The following is a 14495-nucleotide window of genomic DNA, read 5'->3' as shown; positions in this document are numbered from 1 at the left end:
CGGATCGTTCAGCAGGTACGCCAGTCCGATCCCGACCGCGGTTAGCAGGAAGATGAAGCCGACGATGATGCCGACGAGCATCTCACCGCCCTCCGCGGAGAGGGCGCTGTCGGCGCCCCCGTACATGGTTCCTATGTAGATCATGGAGCCAAGCATCAGGAAGACGGCCGACACGGCCACGACGATTTCGATGATCCGCTCGCGCTCGAGCATTACCCGACGATTCCCCCGGCCCGTGCAAAAACGCTTCGAAGCGCCGCTCGACCGGGCAGATCTCCCGGCTCCGAACCGGCTCCAGCGGCGTCGGATCCGACGAAATCGGGACGTTATATATAAATCTCGAGCAGGAGCCTGCAAGCGAGCCCGTTATTTCCGTCGGTCGCCTAGAATCGTCGAACAGCCAGCCGAGTACGGAGCCGGCCGTCAGCCGGCGAATCACTACCGACGCAACCCATGAAAACAACAGCGTCACCGAAGACACCGCTTCCAGTACCGTCCGACGACGTTCTCGAGGAGCGCTCGCGCCGGGCCCGCACCGAACCGATGTCGGTGCTGGCGCTCGGCGAGGGCCTCTACGAGGTCGAGTCCGCGAGCGATCACACCTACCTCGTCGACCTCGAGGGCGGGCGCTGTACCTGCCCCGATCACGTCTTCCGCGGGGTTCGGTGCAAGCACGTCCGCCGCGTCGCCATCGAGATCAACGAGGGGCGGACGCCCCCGCCCGGCGAGCGAGCCGTCGGCTGTCACGACTGCGGCGAGACGGTGTTCGTCGACGAAGACGCGGCCGGCCCGGTCTACTGCGACCGTCACACGCTCCGGCCTGGCGATCCGGTCGTCGACCGCGAAACCGGCGACCGACTCACGGTCGTCGACGTCTCGGACCTGCGGGCCGACGCGGTCCGGATCCAGGCCACGGGCGAGTCCGTCGCCGACTACGCGACGAACGAGCGCTACGACCCCGACGTCCCTGTCGTCGGCGCCGTCTACCCCCACGCGACGGTCGCGCCCAACGGCGTCGTCCCCGAGTCGCTGCGGGTGTACGTCTTCCCCCGGACGCGCCTCGAGAAGCGGCCGGCGGGACGGGGCCGACCCGCGACGGCGTAGCAACGCTCGACAACGGAAAACCAGTTGGATAGCTTTCGTTTTTTGGCGGTTGGGATCGAGTGTCAGGGTATGGACGACGGGATCGACTACGGCCGCTACGAGGAGGGCCGGGACGTCAACTACTGGGAACTGGATCGAACCCTGCAGCGCGAACTCCGCCGAACGTACGCCGACGAGGCGTTCGAGTGGGCCGAGCCCCGCCTCGAGGCGTTCGGCGAGACCGTCGGCCACGTGATCGCCGACAACGCCGATTACATCGACGATCACGGGCCGGAACTCGAGCCCTACGACAAACACGGGGAGATCCAGAACCGGGTACGCTATCCCGCCGAACAGGTCGAGAACGAACGGTTGACCTACGAGGCCGGGATCGTCGCCGACGTCTTCGAGGCCCCGCCCGGACGCGAGGAGCCGATGCCGCTGTCGCACAACCTCGCGATGCAGTACCTGCTGTGTTACGCCGACCCCGGCTTCGACTGTCCGGTGGCGATGACCGCCGGCGCGGCGCTCGTCCTCGAGAAGTTCGGCGACGAATCCCTCGAGCCCTACCTCGAGGCGCTGACGAGCCGCGACTACGAGGAACTGATCGAGGGTGCGATGTTTCTCACCGAGAAACAGGGTGGGAGCGACGTCGGCGCCAACGAGACTCGAGCCGAGTACGACGCGACCGAGGAGTGCTGGCGCCTGTCCGGCGAGAAGTGGTTTTGCTCGAATATCGACGCCGAGGGGACGCTCGCGCTCGCCCGAACCGAGGACGCGCCCGAGGGGACGGCGGGGCTCTCGATGTTTCTCGTTCCCCACGCCGATCCCGACCGCTTCGACGGCCCGGTGACGAAGGGCGACCGGCTCGAGGACGGACCGCTCGCGCCCGACGAGGTCAACGATCAGCTCTATCGCCGCCTGAAGGACAAGCTGGGAACGATCTCGGTGCCGACGGGCGAAGTCGAGTTCACGGGTGCGACGTCGATCCTCGTCGGCGAGGAGAAAGAGGGGTTCCGGCAGATGGCCGAGATGCTCAACCTCGAGCGGCTGTCGAACGCCGCCGCGTCGTGCGGAATCGTGGGCCGGGTGCTCCTCGAGAGCAAGATCTACGCTGCGAACCGCGAGGCGTTCGGGAAGCCGATCGATCAGCATCCGCTGATGCGGGCGGACCTGGTCGACATGGCCGTGGATCACGAGGCCGCGACGACCTACGTCTTCGAGGCCGCGCGGCTGCTCTCGGAACGGGAGCGAGTGGAACGAGCCGGCGAGGACGCCAACGAAGCCGACGACGCCTACCGCCTGATGCGACTGCTGATCCCGATCGCGAAACTGCGCACCGCTCGGATGGCCGTCGACACCGCCTCCTACGGGATGGAGGTTCACGGCGGCAACGGCTACGTGAACGACTTCGTCACGAACCGCATGCTCCGGGACGCGCAGGTCCTGCCGATCTGGGAGGGCACCGAGAACGTCCTCTCGCTGGACGTGCTGCGGGCCCTCGAGCGCGAGGACGCTCACGAACCGCTGCGGGAGACGATCGAGGAACGACTCGAGGGGGCCGCTCATCCGGTGCTCGCCGACCCCGTCGAAACCGTCGAGAGCGAGTATCACGACCTGATGAGCGCACTGGCGACGCTCGCCGGCGAGGACGGCGAGTACGCCCAGCTGTCGGCCAAACGCCTCGCCCACTATGTCTTCGACGTCTTCACCGCGGCGTTGCTGCTCGAGCGGGCTCAGGAGGGGCTCGAGGAGGGGAACGGGCGGACGGCGCTCGTCGCGATTCGATTCGTCGCGAACGAACTCGAGCGCCCGGAGGCACGCGGGATCACGAACGGCGAGCGGTTCGCGCTCGAGGCGTTCGATCCGATCGTCCGGTACGCGCCGGTCGATCCCGAGCGACTCGTCGAGCGGTTCCCGATCGCGGACTGAACCGGAACCCGTTTCGAACGGGTCGGCGAACCCAACTCGAGCGCTAGAGGCGGACGAATCGAGGCGAGCGGACACGGATTCGTTACGGAGAGAGCTCGGATCTAATCTGTTCGCGTCCTATAATATACTATCGTACAATAAATTCATTGGTAGGTGAAATCAAAATAGAACGATGCGAGAGCGCCGTTCGAACGCCGTCGGCAAAGCGTGGAACGCGCCGACGGAAGGAGTGATGCGGGTCGCTCGGCAGGGAGGGACGTCGCCGTGCACGGAGTGACCGGTTCGAACGCCATCTGGATGAGCCACTTCGTCGCTGCGGGGCTGATGGTCGCGCTCGCGCTCTACGTCGGGCGCAACCACTCGGAGAAACAGCTCGGTCGGCTGTTCGTCTGCATGGTCGTCGCCGTCGCCGTCTGGGTCGTGGGATCGATGGCTCGGCTGTTCACGCTCGATCCGACGACGTACGTCGTACTCACCGCCGTGAAGTATCTCGGCGTCACGACGGCGCCGATCTGGTTCGTCCTGTTCGCGCTTCGGTACTCCGGACGGGACCGATGGGTGACCCGCCGGCTCGTGGCCCTCTTGCTCGTCGGGCCTGCGCTGACGGTGCTGGTCGTCCTCACGACCGAGAGTCACGGCCTGTTCTACGCCGAGTTCGCCGTCGCCACCGTCGGAGAGACGGCGGTCCTGACGCGGAGCCGAGGGCCGGGATTCTGGCTGTTCGCCGCGTTCGGGTGGGGACTGCTCGCGCTGGGAACGGGGCTGCTCGTACTGACGGCGATCGGACAGCCGGCGATCTACCAGAAACAGTCGTTCGTCATCGTCCTCGGCGTCGTCGTTCCCTGGATCGTCGGCATCGCGTACGTCTTTCGCGGCTGGCCCCACCCGACGGTCGATCCGACGCCGCTCGGGTTCGCGGTCACGGCCGTTCTCTTCGGCGTCGGGATCTTCACCACCCGCCTCATCGACGTCGTGCCGGTGGCCCGGTCGCGGCTGCTCGACGCGCTGGACGACGGCGTGATCGTCGTCGACGCCGACGACCGATTGCTGGACGCCAACGCCACCGCACGGCGATTGCTCGACGACGACACCGTCGGAACCGAGATCGCTGCGGCTCTCCCGAACGACCTCGACGGCGACGGCGGCGACCACGTCGTCGAAACGGAAACCGGCCGACGGGTGTTTCGGCCCCGAACGATCGAGCTGACCGACGATCTCGGACGAAACACCGGGCGAGTCATCTACCTGAACGACGTCACGGACCTCATCGAGCGCGAGCGACGCAGCGTGCTCCAGCGCGTGTTCCGTCACAACATCCGCAACGACCTGAACGTGACCGTCGGCTACCTCGATCTCCTCGAGGAACGGGTCCGGCCGGAGGACCGCGAGTACGTCGACCGGGCTCGGGAGAGCGCGACCCGCGTCGTCGAACTGAGCGAGAAGGCCCGCCAGTTCGAGCGCGCGATCGACTCCCGGGACGGACCGGCGACCGTCTCCGCGACGACGGTCGTCGAGAGGAGCGTCGAGGACGTACGGGAGGAGTTTCCCCGCGCGGAGTTCGACCTCGAGGTCGACGGCGGCGCCGCACCCGTGACCGTGGTCGACGAGGAGAGTTTTCGGGCCGCGATCGAGAACCTGCTCGAGAACGCGGTGATCCACAACGACGCCGATCGACCGTCGGTCACCGCTCGCGTCGTCGACGAGGGCGACACCGTTCGGATCGAGGTCGCCGACGACGGCCCCGGAATCCCGGACCGGGAGCTCACCCCGCTCGAGACGAACGCCGAAACCCCCCTCGAGCACGGCAGCGGCTTCGGGCTCTGGCTGGTGAAGTGGACGGTGTCGCTGTCGTCGGGCGAGCTCTCCTTCGCGGCGAACGAGCCCCGCGGCAGCGTCGTCACGGTTCGGCTCCCGGCCGCCGACGCCTCGAGCCGGTAGCTACTCGAGCAGCTCCGCGGCCTCCTCGACCTCCATCACGCCCTGCTTGACGGCGTTCAGCACGCGGACGACGTCCTCGTCGGGGCCGGCGTCGGGTTGGCCGACCTCCTCGAGGGTGACCTTCTCCGAGTCGCCGACGAACTCGGGGAAGTCGGTCCCGTCGGCGATCGCAGTTTCTTTCTTGACTCGGTAGTTCCCGCCGTCGGTGACGTGCAGGTCCGCGGGGTGGAAGAAGTACCAGTCCTCGCGGTCGAAGCGGACGCCGATGCGGGGTTTCGCACCGAAGTTCTGCGCGAAGTAGGTCAGGGCCTCGACCTCCTCGCCGGTGAGGTAGATCGGATCGCCCGAGCTCGATTTCGCCTCGATCGCGTAGAAGGTGTCGCCGTCGCCGGCGAGGACGTCGGGGAGTTCGCGGTCGGTCGCCGCACCGCTCGCGGGCGCGCGCATCACCGCGAACCCGGCCTCGTCGAGCGCGTTGACGAGCTCTCGTTCGCGGCGGTCGCCCTTCGCGTGGGACATACCGGTGAATCGCCGGCCGGGAGTAATAAACAGGGCGAAGCTCAGAGCGCGACTGCAAGCGCGTCGAGGCCGACGGCCATCGTCTGCTCGAGTTCCTCGGGCGCGTAGCGGAGCACGAGATAGAGGATCGCGAACTGGAAGGCGTTGAATGCGGCGTGGGCCGCGGTCGGGACGATGAGGTTGTCCGTTTTCGCGTAGAGGTAGCCGAAGATGATCGAGCCCATGAAGACGACGGTGAGCGAGACGCCGATCGCACCGAGGGGGGCGAGCCCGCCGTCGGCCGCCAGCGCGTAGGCCGGGATGTGGACCAGCGCGAAGATGACGCTCGTGGCGATGACGGCACCCATCCGCGAGAAGGCGGCGTACAGGCGCTTTTGAATCACGTTCCGGAAGAGGAACTCCTCCGCTGGCGCGTTAAAGAGGAAGACGACGACGATCATGAGCAACACCATGTTCGGATCGTCGCCGATCAGTTCGACGACCTGGTTTTCCGAGGAGGGAAGCTGAAACACCGTCGCAACGATGTTGACGAGCATCACGAACGCGATGCTGCCGACGACGCCGGCCAGCACGTAGAGCCAGCCGCGCCGAGTCGGCATCCGAAGGTCGAGCCACTCCCAACTTCGTTCGGTCCACCAGAGGTAGAACCCGCCGACGAGGAAGAATCCGAGGAAGTTCAGCGTCAGCAGGACGAACGTCGCCGTGTTCGAGGCGTCGGCCGGCGACTCGAGCAGCGCCGGATCGAGAAGGAACGCCGGCAGCGTCGTAAACTGTGACGCGACGATCGCGGCGACCGAGAGGAAGACGGCGACGAGTAACGATCTGATCTGGCCGTCCGCCCGGTCTACAGTTGCCATGTGCCGGCCTAGGGGAAGGCCACTCTTGGGCGTTCCTCTTTCAGCTGAAACCAATATGAAAAGAGCGGGGCCGAGAGCCGGTCATCGATCAGCCGAGGAGGTACCGGAGTTTCGGGTACCGCTCGACGATCGGGTGGCTCTCGAGGTAGCGGTCGACGCCCAGGATCCGTCCCGCGGCGAGGGCCCCCAGCGCGAGGAACACCGCGGCGTAGACGAGCTGGTCGTTGACCAGTCCGCCGGCGACGTCCCAGCTGCCGAAGTAGAACATCACCATCTGGATCGAGGCGCCCAGCGCGGCCAGGCGGACGAACGCGCCGGCGAGCAGCGCGACGCCGATCAGCACCTGGGTGACCGGGACGATCACGTCGACGGCGGCCATCAGCGTGCCGTTGGCGGCCATCGCACCGAAGATCGCGCTAGCCGGGCTCGCCGGATCGACGTTCGCCAGGTAGCCGTAGGCGCTGAAGTCGCCGACGAGCTTGCCCCAGCCGGCCGACAGCATGACCCAGCCCATGATCAGGCGGAGTCCGAAGATCGCCCAGACGCTCAGCTGGTGGGGTCGTCCTTCTAACGTTACACCTCCGAGGCGGCTCTCGAGTCGGTTGATAGTTGCAGTAGTCATGATCGTTCTCCTCTTACAGCTATACGTAGGACGGACAACCACCTATATACTGCAGCTGGTTCCCACTGGAAGGGAAACTAACTACAACTGTTAGAGGGTTTTCTTCGATAGGACTCGAGAATCACGGACAGAGAGGGCGCTACTGGAGTGGAGGAGAAACTTATGTCCCGTGGTCCCAGCTATCCATGTACTCGCGCTGGGTGTCGGTCAGCGCGTCGAACTCGACGCCCTCGGCCTCGAGTTTGATCTCGGCGATCTCCCGGTCGAGGTCGTCGGGGACGTCGTGGACGCCGGCGTCGTAGGCGTCGCTGTTCTCGAGCATCTCCCGGACACAGACCGCCTGGATACCGAAGCTCTGGTCCATCACTTCGACGGGGTGGCCAAGCGAGATCGGCGCGGCGAGGTTGACCAGGCGGCCCTCGGCGACGACGTTGAGTCGGCGGCCGTCGTCCATCTCGTAGGCCTCGACGCCGTCTCGAGCCTCGTACCGATCCACGGCGAGGTCGTCGAGCGCCTCGAGGTCGATCTCGATGTCGAAGTGGCCCGCGTTGGCCAGCAGGACGCCGTCCTGCATCTTCTCGAAGTGCTCCTCGACGATGACGTCCCGATTGCCGGTCGTCGTCAGAAAGACGTCGCCAACCTCGGCGGCGTCGGCCATCGGCATCACGTCGTAGCCCTCCATGTGGGCCTCGAGCGCCCGACGGGGCTCGACCTCGGTGACGATGACGTTCGCGTTCTGGCCCGACGCCTTCCGGGCGACGCCCTTCCCGCAGTAGCCGAAGCCGGCGACGACGACGTTCTTGCCGGCCCACGAGAGGTTCGTAGTCATCGCGATCGAGGCCAGCGAGGACTCGCCGGTGCCGTGGACGTTGTCGAACAGCCGTTTCATCGGCGTGTCGTTGACGGCGAAGACGGGGTAGTCGAGCGCCCCGTCCTCGTCCATCGCGCGCAGGCGGTGAACGCCCGTGGTCGTCTCCTCGGCGCCGCCGACGATGCCGTCGATCAGTTCGGGGTAGTCCTCGTGGATCGCGGCCACGAGGTCCATCCCGTCGTCCACGGTGACGGTGGGTTCGTGCGCGATGACGGCCTCGATGGCGGCGTAGTACTCCTCGTCGTCGACGCCGCGTTTCGCGTAGCTCGTGATCGACTCGTGGGCGTCCAGCGCCGCGGAAACGTCATCGTGAGTCGAGAGGGGGTTACAGCCCGTCACCGCGACGTCGGCGCCGCCCTCGGCGAGCGTCTCGACGAGCATCGCGGTCTTTGCCTCGACGTGCATCGCCATCGCGATGCGCTCGCCCTCGAAGGGCTGGTCGGCGACGAACTCCTCGCGGACGTGCTCGAGGATGGGCATGTGCTGGGCGGCCCAGTCCATCTTGCGACGACCCTCCTCCCGTGCGGACTCGAGGTCGTCCAGCTGATCGCTGATCGGCGGATACTCGCTCATGTGTCGGTGGAGGGCCAGGGCGGGGAAAACGCTACCGAAGTGCCGAAGCGAGGATCACTCCTCGACGCGGGCCGCGAGCGCGTCGGCCGCCTCACCGGCTCGCTCGAGCACCGCGTCCTCGTCGAGGGTCAGGACCTCCCGATCCCGCATGAGCACCTGCCCGTCACAGATCGTGTGGCGGACGTCGGAGGCGGCCGCGGCGTAGGCGAGGTGGCTCGCGAGGTCGTGGGCCGGCGTCAGGTGGGGCTCCTCGAGGTCGATCACCGCCAGGTCGGCGGGCGCGCCTTCCTCGAGGCGACCCGACTCGAGCCCGATCGCGTCCGCGGTGTCGTGCGTGAGCAACTCGACGACCCGCTCGGCGGGCACCGCGCTGGCGTCCTCGGCGGCGAGCTTGCCGATCATCGCGGCGTCGCGGGCCTCGTCGAGCATCGAGAGGTCGTTGTTCGAGGCCGCGCCGTCGGTGCCCAGCCCGACCGTGACGCCTTCCTCGAGCATGCGCTGGACCGGCGCCATCCCGCTGGCGAGTTTCATGTTCGAGGCCGGACAGTGGATCACGCCGGTTCCCGCCTCCGCGAGCAGGCCGATCTCGCTCTCGTCGACGTGGACGCCGTGGGCGACGAAGTCCTCGGGCTCGAGCATTCCCAGCTCGGCGGCGTACGCGAGGGGGCGAACGCCCTCGGACTCGACGATCGGCGTCACTTCATCTGCCGTCTCGTTTGCGTGGTAGTGGACCGGAACGCCGGCATCGCGGGCTTTCGGGACGAACTCCTCGAGGTACTCCCGGCCGACGGTCGTCAGCGAGTGGGGCATGAAGGCCGTCGAGATCCGGCCGTCCGCGGCGCCGTCGTACTCGCGGGCGAACGCGAGGCTCGTCTCTAAGTCCTCGCGGGCCCCCGCGTCGTCCTTGACGACGGTGACGACGCCGTGGCCGAGTCGCGCGCGAAGCCCCGCCCGATCGACGGCATCGACGACTTCGGGCATCTCGAAGTACATGTCCGTGAAGGCGGTCGTTCCGCCCTTGATCATCTCGAGCAGGCCCAGCTCCGCGCCGATCCGAACGTCCTCGCCGGTGAGTTCGCCCTCGGCCGGCCAGATATCCTCCTGCAGCCAGGCGTCGAGCGGTTTGTCGTCGGCGTACCCGCGCAACAGCGTCATCGCGACGTGACTGTGACCGTTGACGAATCCCGGAGTCACGAGCGAGTCCGACGCGTCGAGCGTCTCGTCGGCGCCGGCGATGTCGGTTCCGACCTCGAGGATCTCGCCGCCGTCCGGGTCGATCAGCACGTCCGCGCGCGTCACCGTCCCGTCGGGCAACAGTACCTGTCCGCCGGTGATCGAAAGCGTCGCCATCGATCGGAGTTTCTCGTCGGCCCGCCTTAGCGTGTCGATTCGGGAATCGGGCTCGAGGGACCCAAACCTTGGCCCGCCAACCGTTTCGCAGCGACAACGCTGCTCGCCACCGCTTATCACGGTGGTAGCGAACGCTCCCGGTACGACCGAACGAGCGACGATCGCCCCGGAAATCGCATCCTGGAGCGACCTCGGATCGTTCGCGGAGCGAAATCGAGCGCCTCCGCGAGGCGGATCGATCGAGCGCCCGGCAGCTGCCGGCCCCGATTCGGGGCCGAGATGCTGTAACTCGAGCGAACTCTTTACTCGGCTTTCGGCCACTACAGCGGGGTTCGAACGGAGAGAAACCGTAGTAATATTCGGACGATTCCTTATGAGATCAAACACTATACCCGGTAAAACCCACGCTCCGACAGAGATGAATCGTCAACAGTACGCGGCGAAGGGACTGCAGGTCGGCCGTTTCTCTCCGCAACGCCGGGCGACCGGGGTTCGCTCGCCAGTAACCGCACTCGCTACCACGGTCGGGTGACACGATGGGGAAAGTAGTCATCTCTCTCGACGCGGAACTCGGCTGGGGGTTTCACGACCGGGAGGTTCCGGAGTCCCTGCTCCGGAACACCCGCGAGAACTGGCTCCACCTCCGGGACCTGTTCGACGCCTACGAGGTTCCGGCGACCTGGGCGGTCACCGGGCACCTGTTTCTGGACTCCTGTCCGCGCTGTCACCGAAACCACCCCGCCGGCGAACGCTGCTGTCAGGAAGGGGTCGGCGACCTCGAGGCCAACGACGTCTGGTGTGCGAGCGACCTCGTCGAGGAGATCGCGGGCGCCGCCGTCGACCACGAGATCGGCGGCCACGGCTTCACCCACGTTCACCTCGAGCACGAGCGGATGACCGAGGCGTTCGCGACCCGCGAGATCGAAAACTGCGCCCGGGCCGCAGCTCGACAGGGCCACGACCTCTCGTCGTTCGTCTTCCCGGTCAACAGGGTTCGGAACCGGGAGCTGCTCGCCGAACACGGCTTCGAGTGTTACCGCGGCGTGAACCCGCTGCTCGAGAACCGCGGGGCGGTTGGCCGACAGCTCGCGAAGGTCTCGAGCGCGGTCGTCGGGAAGCCGACGCCGCCGATCGTCGATCCCCACGTCGACGAGTACGGGCTCGTCAACGTCCCGGCGTCGGTCTACCTGTTCAATTTCGGGCAGGAGTACGAGAAGCCGTTCTCCGCGTTCGGGGAGGATCCGGTCGTCAGGCAGGTCAAAGCCGGCATCGACGAGGTTGCGGACACCGACGGCGTGTTACACCTCTGGTTGCATCCCCACAACCTCCGAACCGCGGCTCACCACCGGCGGCTCCGGTCGATCGTCCGGCACATCGACCGCCGACGCGAGTCCGGCGACCTCCGCGTCGACACGATGGGCGGCGTGGCCGACGACGTGCGCCGGTCGAAACGCTCTCGAGCCGCGCGTCCGAAATCGGCGTAAGTTCAGCCGATGTCCGACCCGTACGACGTTCGACGGTACGAGCCGAGCGACAGGGACGCGTTCCTCGAGCTGTTCGAGGAGGTACTGGGCGGACGGATGGGGACGGACTGGTTCGCCTGGAAGTACGAGGCGAACCCGTACGTCGACCACGTTCCGATCGTCGTCGCCGAGCGTGACGGCGAACTCGTCGGCGCGCGGTCGTTCTTCCCGCTCCGGGTCGGTGCGGGGGACGACCGGTACGACGCCTTCCAGCCCTGCGACTCGATGGTCCACCCCGACCACCAGCGACGCGGGCTCTTCACCCGGATGACCGAACGGGCGATCGAGCGCTACGAGGACGACGTCGACCTCTTCTTTAACTTCCCGAACCACCGCTCGCTGCCGGGCAACCTCAAGCTCGGCTGGCGGGTCGTCGGCGAGCAGGAGCGCTACTACCGGATCCAGAACCCGACCGCCTGGCTCCCGGCCCTCGAGCCGGTCGAGTCGCTCGCCCGAACCGTCGCGAGCGGTTACGGCTCGTTCAGGGATCGTCTCGCCGGCTCGAGGGATGCAGTCGAACGGGTGCGCTACGACGGCGTGCCGACCGCGACGCTGGCGGCACTGGCCGGCGCGGAGACGGTGCCGGCGTTTCACGTCGTCCGCGACGAGGCGTTCTACGAGTGGCGATTCGAGAACCCGCTGTGGCGCTACCGGACCGTCCTGGCGACCCGCGGCGAAACGGTCGTCGCGGCGCTGGTCTACGGCCGACGGGAGCGAGCCGACGGCCCCACGACCGTCCGGCTCGTTGACGTGCTCCCGCTGGCGGCGGGGACCGAGGCGTACCGAACGGCGATCCTATCGGGGCTGCTCGAGGACGTCGTCCGGGCGAACCGAGACGCGGACGTCCTCGTCGCACCCGGGTCGGTGATTCCCGGCGGCACGCTTCGGTCCCGCGGGTTCCACAGCGATCAGCGGCCACCGCTGACGTGGACGACGTCGGCGTCAACCCACGTCGTCAGGCCGTCGGGAACGGAGCCGACGGACTGGACCCTCTCGGGTCGTCGGCTCACGGACGCGTCGAACTGGCGGCTCGCGCTCTGCGAGGTCGACAGCGGCTAACGATCCGTCGGCTCCTGTTACCGGAGACTCGAGCCGAACTGGCCGATCGGATCGGGCGCCGACTCGAGGAAGTCGATGATCTCGTCGACGTCGACCGCGCCGAAGAGGAGCGAGAGTCCGAAGAAGACGATCGCGCCGACCGGCGGGACGACGATCAACGAGACGGGGAGGTCGAAGACGACCAGCGGGATGGCCGAGCCGCCGAGGAACTCCGTCAGGAGGAAGATCGGAACCGCCGCGGAGACGCCCACGAGTATCGCCCGCGGGATTCGGGCGTCCGCGGCCGGATAGAACCCGATCGCCCTGGCGCTCCAGAGGTGGAACACGAACATGAGCCCGTAACTGATACTGGTCGCGGCGGCGGCGCCGTACATCCCGTACTGGGGAATCAGCAGTCCGTTGAGCGTGATGTTGAGTGCCGCCGCCGCGCCGGTCGCGACGATCAGCTTCCGGAGGTCGCCTTTCCCCTGACCGATCGCGAGGACCGGTCGCGCCAGGGCGAACCCGACGCAGCCGGGGAGCAACAGGAGGATCGGCACGTAGCTGGCGATGTAGTCGTCGGGGTAGATGATCGGCAGAGCCACCGGCGCGAGCGCCGCGAGCCCGACCGCGAGCAGCAGGGTGAACAACAGCGTGTACCGCGTGATCCGGGCGGCCAGCGAGTTGATCCGCTCGCGGTCGTTGTTCGCCCAGATGTTCGACGTCGAGTGCAGAAGGACGTTCTGGAGCGCCAGCGGCACGATCCAGAGGAACTCCGCGAGGGTGAGCGCGATCCGGTAGTAGGCGGTTTCCTGGGCCGTGGTGAAGAAGCCGAGCATCACGACGTCGACCTCGTACAGCGACGTCAAAAAGAGGATCAGTACGATGCTGAGCCCGTTGTACGCGAAGAGTTCGCGGCGCGGAAACTCCCGCGAGGGGATCTTGAACAGCGCCGTCGTCAGCGACACCTGTCGGTGGATCGCCGCCAGCCCAATCAGCGACGTCACCACCGCACCGGTCATGTGCCCGATCAGCACGCCGGGGACGCCGTAGCCGAGGTACGCGAGCCCGACGCCGACGGTGATAAAGAGGATCTTGTCGAGAAAGAGCAGCGGTTCGGAGTAGCGCTCGAGGCCGAACCCCATGAGCGTCCGGCGGGTGTACTCGCGGAACTGGGAGGTGAAGACGAGCAGGGAGAGGAGATAGAAGTACGTCTGGTAGGAGGCGCCGAGGTGGTTCTGGATGAAACCGGACCGGGCCGCAAGCGCGAGGAAGAAACAGCCGACGGCGGCGAGCAGCAGCGCCAGGCGGAGATAGAATCCGACCACGTGTACGTCCCAGTGGGGAGTGTCGCGCTGCTCCGCGACGTACTTTCTGACGCCGTCGCCGACGCCCGTGCTGACGAAGATCATGTAGATCGCGAAGATGGACATCAAGACCGCGTAGTCACCGTACCCTTCCCCGAGGAACCGGGTCAACAGCGGCGAGGAGAGAAAGTCGAGGCTGATGAGGAGGAACTTCACGCCGAGAATCGAGAGAAAGCCGCTGGTGATGCTCCGCTTCATTCGTTGGGGGGTGTTTCGAACGCTGCCCGAAGAGTGCATCGTGTTCCGATCCCGATCGAGTTCGGTCCGTTTCGCCCGGCGGAAGCGACCCTCGGGGGCGCGGCGGTCGAATCGCCGCCGAGGGCGACGGCGAAGTCGTGGTTCCGGTCTCGTATCGACGAGCGCTGTCGTGCGCGCGGCCGACGGAACGGGGAGAACGACGATCGACGGAGCAGACCCATCGCTCGGTCGTACCGACGCGCGGGGGATTATTATACGGTAAATAAGCGACGCGATCGCCGGAGAGCCCGGCACGAGCGGCCCGTAAACTCCGTTTCCGTGCCTATCGATACCGCGTGGTCAACCCCCGCGGCGGTCACAGCGCCAGTACCCCTCTCGGTCCCGAATCCGGTAGCCGGCGGCCTCGAGGACCGCCCTCGTCTCGGCCGGGACGTCGTCGTCGTCGAGACCGTCCTCGTGAATCTCGACGAACACCGTCGGACCGTGTCGCTCGAGGACCGCTCGAGCGCCGCGAACGACCGCGGGGGCAGCTCCCTCGACGTCGATCTTGATCGCGTCGGGCGCCGGCAGCTCGGATTCGAGATCGTCCAGCCGTCGGACCGGGACCGACCGAACGTCGGCGAC

13 protein-coding genes are annotated in these 14495 nt (G+C 66.9%); 5 read left to right on the top strand and 8 right to left on the bottom strand.

Annotated elements, in window-relative coordinates:
• Nucleotides 1–213: hypothetical protein (locus ACNA7R_RS03125; protein ID WP_416282075.1), on the bottom strand; the 213-nt coding region annotated here is incomplete at its 3' end.
• Between the two features lie 240 nt (nt 214–453).
• On the opposite strand from ACNA7R_RS03125, the gene ACNA7R_RS03120 reads away from it, so the two are divergent.
• From ACNA7R_RS03120 to ACNA7R_RS03110, 3 genes are all read left to right on the top strand, one after another.
• Entirely contained in the window at nt 454–1104 is a 651-nt protein-coding gene (locus tag ACNA7R_RS03120; RefSeq protein ID WP_416282074.1) for an SWIM zinc finger family protein, read from the top strand.
• Nucleotides 1105–1173: 69 nt separating this feature from the next.
• Nucleotides 1174–3015 carry an acyl-CoA dehydrogenase family protein gene (locus tag ACNA7R_RS03115; protein ID WP_416282073.1) on the top strand — a complete coding sequence of 614 codons (1842 nt, stop codon included), beginning with the start codon at nt 1174–1176 and terminating at the stop codon, nt 3013–3015.
• A gap of 264 nt (nt 3016–3279) precedes the next feature.
• Nucleotides 3280–4953, top strand: a complete 1674-nt coding sequence (locus ACNA7R_RS03110; protein ID WP_416282072.1) for a histidine kinase N-terminal 7TM domain-containing protein — start codon at nt 3280–3282, stop codon at nt 4951–4953.
• Here ACNA7R_RS03110 and hjc read toward each other — a convergent pair whose 3' ends face one another.
• From hjc to ACNA7R_RS03085, 5 genes are all read right to left on the bottom strand, one after another.
• Nucleotides 4954–5472, bottom strand: coding sequence for a Holliday junction resolvase Hjc (gene hjc, locus ACNA7R_RS03105; RefSeq protein ID WP_416282071.1), 519 nt, complete (start codon nt 5470–5472; stop codon nt 4954–4956). It lies immediately after the preceding gene.
• 41 nt (nt 5473–5513) lie between these two features.
• Nucleotides 5514–6329: a lysostaphin resistance A-like protein gene (locus tag ACNA7R_RS03100; RefSeq protein WP_416282070.1), complete on the bottom strand. Its 816-nt coding sequence runs from the start codon at nt 6327–6329 to the stop codon at nt 5514–5516.
• Nucleotides 6330–6417: 88 nt separating this feature from the next.
• Nucleotides 6418–6951 (bottom strand): DoxX family protein, encoded by a 534-nt coding sequence (locus tag ACNA7R_RS03095; RefSeq protein WP_416282069.1) that lies wholly within the window; start codon nt 6949–6951, stop codon nt 6418–6420.
• 160 nt (nt 6952–7111) lie between these two features.
• Nucleotides 7112–8395, bottom strand: coding sequence for an adenosylhomocysteinase (locus tag ACNA7R_RS03090; protein ID WP_416282068.1), 1284 nt, complete (start codon nt 8393–8395; stop codon nt 7112–7114).
• A gap of 54 nt (nt 8396–8449) precedes the next feature.
• A complete protein-coding gene (locus tag ACNA7R_RS03085; protein WP_416282067.1) occupies nt 8450–9745 on the bottom strand; it encodes an amidohydrolase in 1296 nt (431 codons plus the stop codon).
• Between the two features lie 536 nt (nt 9746–10281).
• Here ACNA7R_RS03085 and ACNA7R_RS03080 point away from each other — a divergent pair.
• Entirely contained in the window at nt 10282–11229 is a 948-nt protein-coding gene (locus tag ACNA7R_RS03080; protein WP_416282066.1) for a polysaccharide deacetylase family protein, read from the top strand.
• A gap of 9 nt (nt 11230–11238) precedes the next feature.
• On the top strand, nt 11239–12327 hold the full coding sequence (locus ACNA7R_RS03075) for a GNAT family N-acetyltransferase (RefSeq protein ID WP_416282065.1): 1089 nt from the start codon (nt 11239–11241) through the stop codon (nt 12325–12327).
• 17 nt (nt 12328–12344) lie between these two features.
• Here ACNA7R_RS03075 and ACNA7R_RS03070 read toward each other — a convergent pair whose 3' ends face one another.
• Together ACNA7R_RS03070 and ACNA7R_RS03065 are read right to left on the bottom strand one after the other, a co-directional pair.
• A complete protein-coding gene (locus ACNA7R_RS03070; RefSeq protein ID WP_416282064.1) occupies nt 12345–13871 on the bottom strand; it encodes a polysaccharide biosynthesis C-terminal domain-containing protein in 1527 nt (508 codons plus the stop codon).
• 339 nt (nt 13872–14210) lie between these two features.
• The coding region (locus ACNA7R_RS03065; protein ID WP_416282063.1) for an FkbM family methyltransferase at nt 14211–14495 on the bottom strand (285 nt) is incomplete at its 5' end.

Source organism: Natronococcus sp. (genome assembly GCF_047921035.1).
Taxonomy (GTDB): domain Archaea; phylum Halobacteriota; class Halobacteria; order Halobacteriales; family Natrialbaceae; genus Natronococcus.
Note: the sequence above shows the minus strand (reverse complement) of the source record. Positions and strands in the feature narration are given on the sequence as shown.